Annotated in this window: 11 protein-coding genes; 4 read left to right on the top strand and 7 right to left on the bottom strand. The window is 71.2% G+C overall.

Features of this window, described 5'->3' with window-relative positions; translation table 11 throughout:
* Positions 1-63 precede the first annotated feature (63 nt).
* The 3 genes from ACIO3O_RS09535 to ACIO3O_RS09525 are packed head-to-tail and all read right to left on the bottom strand — an operon-like array spanning position 64 to position 2,322.
* Positions 64-870, bottom strand: coding sequence for an acetoacetate decarboxylase family protein (locus ACIO3O_RS09535; protein ID WP_401744016.1), 807 nt, complete (start codon positions 868-870; stop codon positions 64-66).
* Positions 867-2,126 (bottom strand): NAD(P)/FAD-dependent oxidoreductase, encoded by a 1,260-nt coding sequence (locus ACIO3O_RS09530; protein WP_401744014.1) that lies wholly within the window; start codon positions 2,124-2,126, stop codon positions 867-869. The genes ACIO3O_RS09535 and ACIO3O_RS09530 overlap by 4 nt, the downstream gene beginning before the upstream one ends.
* A gap of 7 nt (positions 2,127-2,133) precedes the next feature.
* Positions 2,134-2,322 carry a ferredoxin gene (locus tag ACIO3O_RS09525; protein ID WP_189823314.1) on the bottom strand — a complete coding sequence of 63 codons (189 nt, stop codon included), beginning with the start codon at positions 2,320-2,322 and terminating at the stop codon, positions 2,134-2,136.
* A 376-nt stretch (positions 2,323-2,698) separates the two neighbouring features.
* Between ACIO3O_RS09525 and ACIO3O_RS09520 the strand changes: the two genes are divergently transcribed.
* The 4 genes from ACIO3O_RS09520 (at position 2,699) to ACIO3O_RS09505 (ending at position 6,734) form a co-directional block, all read left to right on the top strand.
* Positions 2,699-4,027 carry a glutamine synthetase family protein gene (locus ACIO3O_RS09520; protein ID WP_401744473.1) on the top strand — a complete coding sequence of 443 codons (1,329 nt, stop codon included), beginning with the start codon at positions 2,699-2,701 and terminating at the stop codon, positions 4,025-4,027.
* Positions 4,028-4,046: 19 nt separating this feature from the next.
* Entirely contained in the window at positions 4,047-5,306 is a 1,260-nt protein-coding gene (locus ACIO3O_RS09515; protein ID WP_401744012.1) for a cytochrome P450, read from the top strand.
* A gap of 92 nt (positions 5,307-5,398) precedes the next feature.
* Positions 5,399-5,956, top strand: coding sequence for a chloramphenicol phosphotransferase CPT (gene cpt, locus ACIO3O_RS09510; protein WP_401744010.1), 558 nt, complete (start codon positions 5,399-5,401; stop codon positions 5,954-5,956).
* Positions 5,957-6,005: 49 nt separating this feature from the next.
* Positions 6,006-6,734 (top strand): HEAT repeat domain-containing protein, encoded by a 729-nt coding sequence (locus ACIO3O_RS09505; protein WP_401744007.1) that lies wholly within the window; start codon positions 6,006-6,008, stop codon positions 6,732-6,734.
* Positions 6,735-6,808: 74 nt separating this feature from the next.
* On the opposite strand, the gene ACIO3O_RS09500 is transcribed toward ACIO3O_RS09505, so the two are convergent.
* The 4 genes from ACIO3O_RS09500 to ACIO3O_RS09485 all read right to left on the bottom strand — a co-directional run bounded on the left by ACIO3O_RS09500 (position 6,809) and on the right by ACIO3O_RS09485 (position 13,234).
* A complete protein-coding gene (locus ACIO3O_RS09500) occupies positions 6,809-9,838 on the bottom strand; it encodes an alpha-mannosidase (RefSeq protein WP_401744004.1) in 3,030 nt (1,009 codons plus the stop codon).
* A gap of 148 nt (positions 9,839-9,986) precedes the next feature.
* Positions 9,987-11,264: a glycosyl hydrolase gene (locus ACIO3O_RS09495; protein WP_401744001.1), complete on the bottom strand. Its 1,278-nt coding sequence runs from the start codon at positions 11,262-11,264 to the stop codon at positions 9,987-9,989.
* Positions 11,265-11,351: 87 nt separating this feature from the next.
* On the bottom strand, positions 11,352-12,236 hold the full coding sequence (locus ACIO3O_RS09490; protein WP_401743998.1) for a carbohydrate ABC transporter permease: 885 nt from the start codon (positions 12,234-12,236) through the stop codon (positions 11,352-11,354).
* Positions 12,233-13,234 (bottom strand): carbohydrate ABC transporter permease, encoded by a 1,002-nt coding sequence (locus tag ACIO3O_RS09485; protein WP_401743995.1) that lies wholly within the window; start codon positions 13,232-13,234, stop codon positions 12,233-12,235. The genes ACIO3O_RS09490 and ACIO3O_RS09485 overlap by 4 nt, the downstream gene beginning before the upstream one ends.
* Positions 13,235-13,246 lie beyond the last annotated feature (12 nt).

Genomic DNA, 13,246 nt, shown 5'->3' with positions numbered 1-13,246 from the left:
GGGGCTTCCTTGGGAGGGGGGAGGGTGGTCAGGAGGGCTGCTCGGCTTCCGTGGGCGCGGGGTTCACTCCGCCCCGGACGTTCCCGACTCCAGCAGTCGGCCGCCGTCCCACGTGACGCCCACCTGGCGGAAGTACGCGCCGATCGGCTCGCGGATCTCCAGCCGGGACAGCTCCTCGGTCGGCGCGTCGAAGAGCGTGAGCTCCGCGTCCGCGGCCCAGGCGGGACCGGCCTCGAAGGACGCGCCGCCCGTCTCGACCAGCTCGTCCAGCGCCAGCCCCTTCCCCTTCTCGATCGAGGGGAGCCACCGGTGGTGGATCATCGGGTGCCCGTTCACGAACCCGTTGGTGGCGCTCTCCTCGCGGAGGGTGAACGTGGCCTCCGCCAGCCGCCGGTCCGCCGCCGCGAGCGTCGCCCCGAACCGGGCCCCGGCCGCCACCCGGGGCGCGGGACCGTACGGGTGCGGGCGCGTCTGGTGGATCGAGCCGAGCTTCTTCGGGTAGCCCTGGTGCAGCCCGCGGGCGATCGCGAAGTCCTTGTCGACCCAGATGTAGACGCACCGCGAGTACGTCCGACCCCGGTACGAGCACCGCACCACCACGAACGCTTCCTTGTACTGCGCGCGCACCGGGTCGAGCAGCTCTTCCTGCGACGCCGAGCAGGACTGCCAGTCCGCCCAGATCAGCGCGACCGCACCCGGGTCCTCGTCCGCCAACTCCAGTGGCTCCGGCAGGAGTTCACGCACCCGCTCCGGGTCCGTCCGGTACTCGACGGTCAGCAGGTCGCCGGAGTACTGCCACGGCGGCGCCGGAATCAGCGACGACGACCCGGTCGCCGTCTTGGGGTGGAAGTAGCCGCGAACGGTGCTCACGCCAGTGCTCCTTGCGTTACGGGTGAAGAGGAAGGTTCGGTTGATTCAGCAGAGGGGGAGGTCGACTCGGCGGAAGGGGAGGTCAGCTCGGCCCGGTAGGAAGCGGCCCTGGCCACCACCGCGGCCCCGCCCAGCGCCACGACCCCCACCAGCCGCCCGCCCGCGTCGTGGTACCCGGCCAGCACGTCCCCGGCCGGGTCCCCCTCCAGCACGCGCACGTCGCCCGCGCCGAGACCGGGCGAGCCGAACGACTGGATGCGGTCCGCGTACTGGTCCGACCAGAACGAGGGCAGCGGCGCGAAGGCCTCCTGCTCCGCCCCGAGCAGTGTCCGGGCCGCGTGCTTGGCGCTGTCGCCCGGCACCGACCAGTGCTCGACGCGCCGGGCCACCGTGTCGTACCGCGCGTTGGGGAAGCGGGCCACGTCGCCCACGGCGACCACACCCGCAGGCGCCCCGACCGCCCGCAGCGCCGCGTCGCAGAGCACGCCGTCGCTCAGGTCGAGCCCGTTGCCCGCCAGCCACTCCACGTTGGGCAGCGACCCGACGGCCTCCACGACCACGTCGGCCCGCACCCGCGAGGCGTCGTCCAGGACGAGTCCCGTCACCTGCTCGTCGGTCCCGGTGAAGCGGCTGACCGTACGCCCGAGGGCGAAGCGCACGCCCTGCGCGCGATGCCGGGCCAGCAGTGCCCGCGCGAGCACCTCGCCCAGCGCGCGCACCAGCGGCAGCGGTCCCGGGTCGACGACGGTCACCTCCGCACCCAGCCCCCGTGCGGTCGCGGCGACCTCGCAGCCGACGAAGCCCGCGCCGACGACGGCCACCCGCGCCCCCGGCCGCAGCGCACCGCGCAGGGCGCGGGCATCGTCCAGGGTGCGGACCGTGTGCCGGCCCCCGACCGGGCCCGGCACGTCCAGTCGCCGCGGCCGCAGTCCGGTGGCGACGACCAGGGAGTCGTACGAGAGGGTCGCGCCGTCCGCCAGGGTGAGGGTCCGCCCGGCGAGGTCCGCCGAGGCCACGGCCGAGCCCAGCCGCCACACCACGTCCCCGGCGGCGGCCTTCGGACGGAAGGCGAGCGACTCGAAGCCGGCCTTCCCGGCGAGGACCTCCTTGGAGAGCGGCGGGCGGTTGTAGGGCATGTGAGGTTCGTCGCCGACGACGACGATCTCGCCCGTGAACCCCGCCCGGCGCAGCTGTTCGGCGGTGCGCAGTCCGCCGAGGGAGGCCCCGGCGACCACGATGCGGTCGAGAGTGCTCATGTGGGGGTCAGTCCTCGATGGTGATGGCCTGGAGCGGGCAGACGTCCGCGGCGTCCTCGACGTCCTCGCGCAGCGACTCGTCGGGTTCGGCGACGTACAACAGCCGTCCCTCGTCGCTGAGTCGGAAGACCTCCGGGGAGGCGAAGACGCACTGACCGTGGTCCTGACAGACGTCCATGTCCACGACGACCTTCATGGGGCGTGCCTCCCGGGAGAAGTGGTGATGCCGCTGGTGAGAGCGCGAGCCGGGGTCGTCCGTGGGACGCACGGGGTGCGGTGCGGGGACCTGCTCGTGAACTCGTTTGAGTTCAAACAAGTTAAGCCCCCGAGCCCGGCCGGTCAACAGTCGTGTTCCGGTCGGCCGATGGCCGTGTGAAGGTGAGGAAAGTTGCCGCCCACCTCTTGTGCCCTACCGGGGGCCTGCATATCTTTTGGAGTCAAACGACATGGAGGATTCACCGGTGAGCGCTCAGCAGTACCCGTCGCACTCGCACTCGGCGGCCGCGTCCGCCCCTGCGGTCCCGGCCGCCGTCTCCCGGTACGCCCCGCTGCCGCCGCAGGCCCGTGAGCCCCTGGAGCGGCTGGCCGCCCAGGGCCACGAGATCGACGTCGTACGCGTGACCTTCCCGGACCTCCTCGGCACCGACCGGGCCCGCGACATCCTCGTGGAGCACCTGCCCTCGGCCCTCGGGCACGGCCTGGCGTTCTGCCGCGCCGTCTACCACACCTCCCCGCGCGGCGACACGGTCGACGTCGCGGGCGGCCTGGACGCCGGACTGCCCGACATCCTGGTCAAGCCCGACCTCTCCACCCTCGTCCCGCTGCCCTGGGAGCCCGGCGTGGCCTGGTGTCTGGGTGAGGCGACCGACCCGGCGACCGGCGAGCGCGCCCCGGAGTCCCCGCGCGGCGTCCTCCAGCGGGTGCTGGACGCGTGGGCCGAGCACGGGCTCGTCCCCGTCGTCGGCCCCGAACTCGAATACTTCCTCTGCGAGGAGGCCCCCGGCACCCCCACCGGCTGGCGCCGGTACGCCGAGGCCCCCGGCAACATCTACACGGCGGGCCTGCGCGGCGACCCCGACCGCCACCTGCTCCGTACGATCCGCCACCTGCGCGACCTCGGGCTGCGCGTGACGGCGGGCAACCACGAGTACAGCAGCGGCCAGTTCGAGATCAACCTCGACCACTCCGAGGCGCTCGACGCCGCCGACCGGGGCTTCCGCTTCAAGGCCGCCGTCAAGGAACTCGCCCGCAAGGAAGGCAAGTTGGCCACCTTCATGGCCAAGCCCTTCAACGACGAGGGCGGTTCGGGCTTCCACATCCACCTCTCCGTGGTCTCCGACACCTCCGGCGACAACGCCTTCGACGACCCCGCCGCCCCGCACGGCCTGTCCGACCTGGCCCGCCACGCCCTCGCCGGAATCCTGGCGCACGCCCCGGCGCTGGCCGCCCTCCAGAACCCCACCGTCAACTCCTACAAGCGCTTCGGCCCCGACACCCTCGCCCCGTGGCTGATCGACTGGGGCCTGGACAACCGCAGCGCCATGCTGCGCATACCGCCGGAGCGCGGCGCGGCCTCCCGCCTGGAGGTGCGCCTGGGCGACGCGAGCGCCAACCCGTACCTGGTCGTCGCCTCCACCCTGGCCGCGGCCCTCCTCGGCATTCGCGCGGGCGAGGAGCCCCCCGCCCCGCTGGAGGGCTACGGCTACGACGTCAGCAAGGCCCCCCAGCTGCCCGCGTCCCTGACCGCCGCGCTGGACGCACTGGTCGCCGACGGCCCGCTCACCGAACTCCTCGGCAAGGAGTTCACCTCCTCCTTCCTCGCCTACAAGCGCAACGAGGTCGAGCGGTTCCAACAGCACGTCACGGACTGGGAGTTCGGCGAGTACGCGTACCACATCTGAGCCTCTGGAGCCCTGAGCCATGCCTGAACCCCTGCCCCTGTCAGCCGTGGACCTCGCCGACCCGGACAGGTTCCTCGACGGCGAGACCCCCTGGCGGATGCTGGAGACCCTGCGCCGCGAGGACCCCGTCCACTGGCAGCCCGAACCCGCCCCGAACAGCGGCTTCTGGGCGGTCACCAAGCACGCCGACATCGTCGCGGTGGACCGCGACCCCGAGACGTACACCTCCACCCGCTTCACCAACCTGGAGGAGGTGGACGACGACCAGATCGCCCTGCGCCGCTCCCTCCTGGAAACCGACGGCCTGCGCCACCAGGCGATGCGCCGCCTCCTCCAAAAACCCTTCACTCCCAGGGCAGTTGCCGCCTACGGCGACTTCCTGCGCGTCCTGACCCGCCGCACCCTGGACGCCGCCCTCGCCAAGGGGAGCTTCGACTTCGTCGAGGAGGTCTCCGCCGACTTCCCCATCAACGTCCTGGCCCGGATGCTCGACATCCCCGAGGACGACACCCAGCAGCTCATCGACTGGGGCAACCGGATCATCGGCAACACGGACCCGGACTACGCGGACGTCCTGCTGCACTCCGCCGAGAGCGAGAAGTACCGGGACCTGCCCTTCCGCAGCCCCGCCTCGCTCGAAGTCTTCGCGTACGGACGGAAGTTGGCCGAGGAGCGCCGGGGCGGCGACGGCACGGACCTCGTCAGCCTGCTGGTCAACCAGACCCCGAAGGACGGCGTCCCGCTCACCCCCACCGACTTCGACAACTACTTCCTGCTGCTGGTCGTCGCGGGCAACGAGACCACCCGGCACGCCATCTCGCACTCCATGCTGGCCCTCATCCAGCACCCGGAGGAACTCGCCAGGCTCCAGGCCGACCCCGCCCTGATCCCGGGCGCGGTCGAGGAGTTCCTCCGCTGGGCCTCGCCCGTCTACCACTTCCGCCGCACGGCGACGAAGGACACCACCCTGGGCGGCAAGGAGATCAAGGCGGGCGACAAGGTCGTCCTGTGGTTCGCCTCCGGCAACCGCGACGAGGACGTCTTCACCGACCCGTACACCTTCGACGTCACCCGCACGAACATCGACCACGTCACCTTCGGCAAGGGCAGCCCGCACTTCTGCCTCGGCAACTCCCTGGCCCGCCTCGAAATCCAGATCCTCTTCGAGGAGCTGCTGCCGCGCATCGCGTCGATCCGCCTGACGGGCGACGTCCCGCGCGTCCGCAGCAACTTCGTCAACGGCATCAAGAAGCTGCCGGTGGAGGTCACCCTCGTCTGAACGGTCAGCGGCGCAGTCCTCGCGGGGCGAACAGGTCCGCCGGGCCGGCAATCCGGTCGCCGCCCGGACGGGCCGTCCCCTACGGTGGCGCCGTGAAGACGCAGATGATCGTGCTCAACGGTGGTTCCAGCTCCGGGAAGTCGGGCATCGTCCGCTGTTTGCAGGCGGTGCTGCCGGACCCCTGGCTGGCCGTGGGCACCGACCTGTTCGTCGACCTCCTTCCCCGGTCGCTGCGCGAGCCCGAGGAGGAGGGGGCGGGCTCGGGGCGGGGGCTGGTGATCGGGGCCGACGGGACCGTGACCGTGGGGGAGGACTTCCTGCGGTTGCAGGACGCGTGGACCGCCGGGGTCGTGGCGATGGTGCGGGCGGGGGCACGGGTCGTCGTGGACGAGGTCTTCCTCGGGGGCGGTGCCGGCCAGGACCGGTGGGAAGCCGCGCTCGGCGGGGACGTCGAGGTGCTGTGGGTCGGGGTCCGGTGCGACGCGGACGTGGCGGCGGGGCGTGAGGTCGCCCGAGGCGACCGGGCCGGCGGAATGGCCGCGGGGCAGGCGGAGGTGGTGCATCGGGGGATGCGGTACGACCTGGAGGTGGACACCACCCACACTGAGGCCATGGAGTGCGCGCGACGGATTGCGGCGCAGGTGAAGTGAGAGGGTGAGCAGGATGGGGGACCGGCGTGCGGGGGCGAGTGAGGGCCGAGTGGACCGCGGGGGAACCGATGAAGCCCGCCGGACGACGGACGAGCTGTTCGCCGGAGCGCTCGCGGAGGTGAGCGAGCAGGCGGGCGAGGACGCGGAAGCCCCGACGCCTTGCCTGGACGCCCTGCACGGGCGTCCGACCCGCGAGGTCTTCGACCGTGCCGCACACCTGCTGGGACGCGACGACCCCGACGAACGGGAGCTGGGCGCACGCGTACTGCGCGAGCTGGGCGATCCGGACGACGACGGCCGCCGCCCCTTCACCGAGGAGACCGTCGCGGTCGTCCTGCGCGAGCTGGAGGACGAGCCCGACCCGTGGGTCCTGAGCTGGATGATCTCGGTGCTCGGACACCACCGGGCTCAGCAGGCCCTGGACCTGGTGCTCGCCCACCGGGCCCACCCCGAGCAGGCGATGCGTTTCGCGGTCGCCGCCGCCCTGCCGGACCTGGCGGATCCGGATTCCACCGAACAGTGGGTCCTGGAAGCACTGTTGGAGCTGGCGACGGACAGCAGCGACGCGGTGCGGTGGTACGCCCTGTACGCGCTGTTCAACGAGACGGTCGGGGTCCGGGCGGAGCAGCGGAGGGCGTGGGCCACCCGCCTGACCGCAGAGGCGGACGGCGAAACCGAGCGCCGCGAGCAGTTGGCCCACTTGTCCACGACGCTGCACGACGAGGCGGCTGCCGATCCCGCCCTGCGCGACATCCTGGGACAGCGGGCCGGCGCGTAGACGCACGGCGGACCGGTCGGTGTGCGATTCCGCCGCGCAGCGGAACCCCCACCGACCGGCCCGCCCGCCGGGTACTAACCTCGCGCCACCCGCAGCGTCAGGATCTGGAACGGCCGCAGAGCCACCTCCACCTCGCCGCCGGCGCCGAGCTCATACGCCCCGGCTTCCGGCAGCGCCCGCTCCAGCAGGTCCGTCTCCGTGACGGAGGACGCCGAGAAGCCCACCGTCAGCGTCCCCGCCGCGCGCCCGCCCGCCGACTCGTAGAGCCGTACGACCACATCCCCGCTCCCGTCCTCGGCCAGCTTCACCGCCTCCACGACGATCCGTTCGTCGGAGACCCGGAACAGCGGCGCGACACCCGCGTCGGAACCGAACACCGTCCGCTCCGGAAGGTTGATCCAGTGACCCTCGCGGACCGCGTCCGTCACCGAAGCCCCCGGCGCCAGCGCGAAGCGCAGGCGGTGCGAGCCCTGGTCGGTCTCCGGGTCCGGGTAGCGCGGGGCGCGGAGCAGGGAGAGGCGGACGGTCGTGGTCTGGCCGCCGTCCTCCCGTACATCACGGGTCACGTCGTGGCCGTACGTCGAGTCGTTGACGACCGCCGCGCCCCAGCCGGGCTCCTCCACCTGGATCCACCGGTGCGCGCAGATCTCGAACTTGGCCGCCTCCCAGGAGGTGTTGGTGTGCGTCGCGCGGAAGACGTGTCCGAACTGCGTCTCCGCCGCCGACCGGTCCGCCTTCACGTCCAGCGGGAACGCCGCCTTCAGGAACTGCTCCGTCTCGTGCCACTCCACATCCGTTTCGATATCGAGCACCTTCGCACCGGCGCGCAGGCTGAGCCGCTGGACGACGGTCGACTCGCCGAAGGAGCGCGACACCGTTACCGTCGCCAAGTCGGCTCCGGACATGGTGAGTTCAATGGAGTCGACCGCCGTCAGGTCCGTCACGTTATGGCGGTAGAACTCGTCGATGTCCCACGCGTCCCACATGTTCGGGAAGTCCGGGTGGACCTGGAGGAGGTTCGCGGCCAGGCCCGGTGCGACCGCCTCGCGCCGCGCCTCGACGTCGTACGCCGACACGACCAGCCCACGTGCGTCGACCACGACGCACAGCCGACCGTTCGCCAGCTCGAAGCCGCCGTCGCGGGCCGCCGCTGTGACGGCTTCGGCGGTACGTTGCGGGGTGGCCGCCGCGCCCATCCCCGCCACCGCGTTCCGCTCGTGCGGGGCCGCGTTGAAGACCAGCGGCGTCGAACCCTCGCCCGCGAGCGCGGTCTGCGCGGCGAGAGTGATCGCCTCCAGCTCCGCCCGCACCCGCGCGTACGTCTCCCGCGCCTCCCGGTGCACCCAGGCGATCGACGACCCCGGCAGGATGTCGTGGAACTGGTGGAGGAGGACCGTCTTCCAGATCCGCTCCAAGTCCACCTGCGGATAGCCGAATCCGGGCACCCGGACGGCCGCCGTCGCGGACCACAGCTCCGCCTCCCGCAGCAGAGACTCGCTGTGCCGGTTGCCCTGCTTGGTCTTCGCCTGCGAGGTGTACGTCCCCCGGTGCAGCTCCAGGTACAGCTCGCCCGCCCACACCGGCGCGTCCGGGTACTCCGCCTCCGCCTTGGCGAAGAAGGCCGACGGCTTCTCGACCGTCACCCTCGGGGAGCCCTCCAGGTCCCGCAGCCGCTCCGCCCGCGCCAGCATCTCGCGGGTGGGACCGCCACCGCCGTCACCCCACCCGAAGGGGGCCAGCGAGCGCGAACCCCGGCCCTTCTCCCGGTAGTTGCGGGCGGCGTGCGCCATCTGCTCGCCGCCCAGGTCGGAGTTGTAGGTGTCCACCGGCGGGAAGTGCGTGAAGACCCGCGTGCCGTCGATGCCCTCCCACCAGAACGTGTGGTGCGGGAACTTGTTCACCTGCGACCACGAGATCTTCTGCGTCAGGAACCACTTCGACCCGGACAGCTTCACCAACTGCGGCATGGCGGCGGTGTATCCGAAGGAGTCCGGCAGCCAGACCTCGTTGGTCTCGATCCCGAACTCGTCCAGGAAGAACTTCTTGCCGTACAGGAACTGGCGGGCCATCGCCTCCCCGCCGACCATGTTGGTGTCCGACTCCACCCACATGCCGCCCACCGGCACGAACTGCCCGTCCGCGATCTTCTTCTTGACCTTCGCGAACACCTCCGGCCGGTGCTCCTTGATCCAGGCGAGCTGCTGCGCCTGCGACATCGCGAAGACGAACTCCGGGTGGTCGTCCATGAGGGCGACCATGTTGGACGAGGTCCGCGCCACCTTCCGCACGGTCTCGCGCAGCGGCCACAGCCACGCCGAGTCGATGTGCGCGTGCCCCACCGCGCTGATCCGGTGCGCGGACCGGGTGGCGGGCGAGGCCAGCACCTCCGCCAGCTCGGTGCGGGCACGGGCGGCCGTGCCGGCGACGTCCGTGAGGTCGACCGCGTCCAGGCAGCGTTCGATCGCGCGCAGGATCTCCCAGCGGCGCGCGTCGTCCTGGGAGAGGTGGTGCATGAGGGAGCCCAGGACCTCCAGGTCCTGCACCAGCTCCCAGACGTCGGTCTCGAAGACCGTCAGGTCCATCCGCTCGATGCGGTACAGCGGGTCCTGACGTGCCGTCAGGCGGTCGCCCTCGTACGTCGGCGCGTGGTCGACCAGGATCGGGTTCGAGGACGCCTCGACGTACAGCAGCACCTCCTCGCCGCCCTCGACGTGCTCCCCGCCGATGCGCACCCAGTCGTTGCGCGGGTTCAGCGCCTTCACGGCCTCGCCGTCGGGGCGGTAGACCAGGCCCTCGCACTGGAAGCCGGGCATGTTCCGGTCGAAGCCCAGGTCGATGACCGCCTCGACGGTCCTCCCGGCCCACTCGGCGGGCACCCGCCCGGTCACCCGGAACCAGGTCGTGCCCCAGGCCGGCCCCCACGGCTCACCGGCCGAGGCCGGACCGTACCCGGCGGACAGCCCCTCCGCGACGGGCACGGGCTCGCCCGGGGCCTCCCAGCGCTCGATGGTGAGCGGAACGGACTGCGAATGAACGGCGGGCTGGATGCGGTCGTGCAGCACACGCCGGAGGCGGTGTTCCACGATGCTGCGGTCGTCGTGCATGAGGGGTACTCCGTACGTGTGGAGGGGGTGGCTACGAGGACAGGGGTACGGGGGGTACGGGGGCCTTTCGGGTGGAGGGGGGCGGGGGCGGAGCCCAAGGGGCTAGGAGGGTACGGGAGGGGGCGCTGCCCCTGCACCCCCTACGCCCTCACCCCCCGACCACAGCCCCCACCCGCACCACCTCCCGAATACCCCTCCCCTCCAAGTGCGCCGCATCCGACGCCCGGTCCGCCAGGACCACCCCCGCCCGTACGCCGTCCGCCGCCAACCGCGCCCACGCCTCGTAGAAGTCCCCGCCCGGCGCACACGTGCCTCGCCCGGGCGCAGTCTCCGCGTCCCCGACGTCGAGGACCAGCGCGGTGGTCCTGCGCACCGGCCCGGGCGCAGTGCCAGCCCGTACCCGCCCCGCCAGCTCGCCCAGCGCCTTGCCCTGCGGCTTCACCTCCCGCTCCGAAGTGAGCAGCCCGAGCCCGTACTCCAGCTCGGGGAAATCCGCCAGCGACCGCGACACGTCGTGTGAGCACCACCACGTGACCCCGTACAGATCCTCACAACTCAGCGCGTTCTCGACCGTGTCCGTCAGGAACTCCGCCGCGTGCTCCGCCGGAATCAGGGGCGCCGGGGCGCCCACCTCCTGGAGCCACACCGGCCGCCCCACCGGCGCCCACGCCCGCGACAGCTCGATCAGGTACTCCGCGAGGTGCACGGTCGCCGCCCCCGTCCGCCCGTGCCGCTGGGCGGTCCCGTTGAACACCCATGAGTGGATCGTCGTGATGCCCCCGAGCCGCGAGGCGTGCGCCGGGGTGAAGGGGTGGCCCGGCTGGAACCACACCGCGTCGTACTCCGAGTGCGTGTGCAGCTTCCCCGGCGCCCCCCGCTCGCACGCCGCGAGCAGTTGCTCCAGCCACCGCCCGGCCTGCTCGTACGTACACGGATCGGGATCGGGGTGCGGCCGGTCCGAGAACTGGTTGACCTCGTTGCCCAGCGTCATGCCGATGAAGTTCGACCGCCCGGCCAGCGAGGACGCCAGCGTCTCCAGATACCGCGCCTCGGCCTCCACCACGTCCACGTCCGTGAACATGTTCCGCCGGTGCCACGTCGTCAGCCACGTCGGTACGAAGTCGAAGCTCGACAAGTGCCCCTGGAGCGCGTCCACCGCGACATCGAGCCCCCGTTCGCCCGCCGCGTCCACCAGTTGCCCGAGCTGCTCGACCGCCCGCCCCCGGATCATCGACCGGTTCGGCTGGAACACCGGCCACAGGGCGAAGGCCCGTACGTGATCGAGCCCGAGCGCCGCGAGCGAGTCGAAGTCCCGGCGCACGTCGTCGAGGTCGAAGTCCAGCCAGTGGTGGAACCACCCGACCGACGGTGTGTAGTTGGCCCCGAATCGTGGGCGCGGAGGTACGGCGGCGTTCATGTACGACATCCCCAATTCCCTTGCAAGCAAAGACAGTTCAGGCCAGACAGGTCAGGACGGACAGGTCAGGGCAGACAGGTCAGGACACCCGGCACGTCAGGTTTTGACGGCCCCCTCCCCGACCCCCCGGAAGAAGTACCGCTGCAACGCGAAGAACAGCAGCAGCATCGGCAGCAGCGCGGCCATCGCCCCCGCCGAGATCAGCCGCTGGTCGTTGACCGTCGTCGCACCGGCGAGCGTCTTCAATCCCAGTTGCAGCGTGTAGTTGTCACTGTTCGTCAGGACGATCAGCGGCCACAGGAAGTCGTCCCACGCCCCCATGAAGCTGGTGATGCACACCACCGCCAGCGCCCCCTTGGCGCTCGGCACGAACACCCGCCGGAACCGCTGCCACTCGTTGGCCCCGTCCAGTACGGCCGCCTCCTCCACCTCCTTCGGTACGGCGAGGAAGGCGGCCCGCATGATCATCAGGTTCAGCACGGACACCGCACCCGGCAGCCACACACCCACCAGGGTGTCCACCAGCCCCATCTCGCGCACCGTCAGGAACATCGAGATCATCACGGACTCGAAGGGGAACATCAGCGTGGCGATCAGCACCGTGAACACGGTCTTGCGCCCCCGCCACCCGGCCCGCGACAGCGCGTATCCGCCCATCGCCGCGAAGAGGCAGTTGGAGGTGACGGCCAGCGCGGCGACGATCAGCGTGTTCCCGACGTACTGGAAGAGCGGGAACGCCTCCGCGACGCGCGCGTAGTTGTCGAGGGTCGGATCGCTGGGCAGCACCCCCTCGTACACGCTCTCGCCGCGCCCCTTGAGCGAGGTCAGGAACTGCCAGACGATCGGCCCGACCAGCACCACCAGCATCAGGCACAGGGTCAGATACCGGCCGGACAGCCCGACGACCACCCGCCTGCTGTACTTCTTCGGCTTCTGGGCGACCGGCTCGTCCGAGACGGCCGTGGCCGTGGTGCTGCTCAACTCTCGTCCCCCTTGGACAGCCGGTGCCCCAGCACGCTGAACACCAGCGTCAGCAGGAACAGCAGAATCGAAATGGCCGCCGCGTACCCGGTCTCGCCCGCGAACCCCAGGCCCACCTGCCGGATCAGGAACGGCAGCGTCCGGGAGTCGCCGCCCGGGCCGCCGCTCTCGCCGCCCAGGATGTAGATCTCGGTGAACACCCGTAGCGCGGAGATCGCCGACAGGGTCCCCACCAGCAGCATCATCGGCTTCACCGTCGGCACGGTGATCGAGAAGAACCGCCGCACGGGCCCCGCCCCGTCGATCGCCGCAGCCTCGTACAGCGAGGTCGGCACGTTCCCGAGCGCGGCCAGGTAGAAGACCATGTAGTAACCGAGGCCCTTCCACACGGTCACGATCATGGCCGAGACCAGCAGCATCGTGGAGTCGGTCAGGAACGGCACCGGCTCGCTGACCAGCCGCAGCTTCTCGAAGACCGTGTTGACCAGGCCGTCACTGCGCAGAATCCACTGCCACATCAGCCCCACCACCACCGCCGACGCGATCACCGGCGTGTAGAAGGCGGACCGGAAGAAGCCGATCCCGGGGATCTTCTTCTGTACGAGCACGGCCAGCGCCAGCGGCAGGAACACCAGGCACGGCACCACCACGACCGTGTACACCACGCTGTTGACCAGCGCCAGCCAGAAGGTGTCGTCACCAAGCGCCCGCACGTAGTTGTCCAGACCCACGAACCCGCCGCCACGCAGGATCTGAGCATCCGTCAGCGAGAGGATGACCGTGTTGATGAACGGCCACAGGCTGAACAGCACCACCAGGACCAGCCCCGGCAGCAGGAAGAGATACGGCGTCCACCACCGCCGGTGCACCAGCCCCGACTCCTGGCCCGTCTCCTTCTTCAGGCGGCGCCTCTCCCGCGCCTTCGGCGGGCCCGGAACGCGGCCGACGCCCTTCGTGACGGCGGCCGCGCCCCGCTCCGTACCAGCGATCTGTGCCATGGCTCGTCCGCC

Source organism: Streptomyces sp. NPDC087440 (assembly GCF_044744005.1).
GTDB lineage: Bacteria > Actinomycetota > Actinomycetes > Streptomycetales > Streptomycetaceae > Streptomyces.
The sequence above is the reverse complement of the archived record's forward strand: the minus strand, read 5'-3'. Positions and strand labels throughout refer to the sequence as shown.

Bases quoted from the DNA above. Each gene is read 5' to 3' on its own strand.
- ACIO3O_RS09530 (WP_401744014.1), bottom strand. From the start codon at position 2,126: ATGAGCACTCTCGACCGCATCGTGGTCGCCGGGGCCTCCCTCGGCGGA.
- ACIO3O_RS09525 (WP_189823314.1), bottom strand. From the start codon at position 2,322: ATGAAGGTCGTCGTGGACATGGACGTCTGTCAGGACCACGGTCAGTGC.
- ACIO3O_RS09515 (WP_401744012.1), top strand. From the start codon at position 4,047: ATGCCTGAACCCCTGCCCCTGTCAGCCGTGGACCTCGCCGACCCGGAC.
- ACIO3O_RS09500 (WP_401744004.1), bottom strand. From the start codon at position 9,838: ATGCACGACGACCGCAGCATCGTGGAACACCGCCTCCGGCGTGTGCTG.
- ACIO3O_RS09495 (WP_401744001.1), bottom strand. From the start codon at position 11,264: ATGTCGTACATGAACGCCGCCGTACCTCCGCGCCCACGATTCGGGGCC.
- ACIO3O_RS09485 (WP_401743995.1), bottom strand. From the start codon at position 13,234: ATGGCACAGATCGCTGGTACGGAGCGGGGCGCGGCCGCCGTCACGAAG.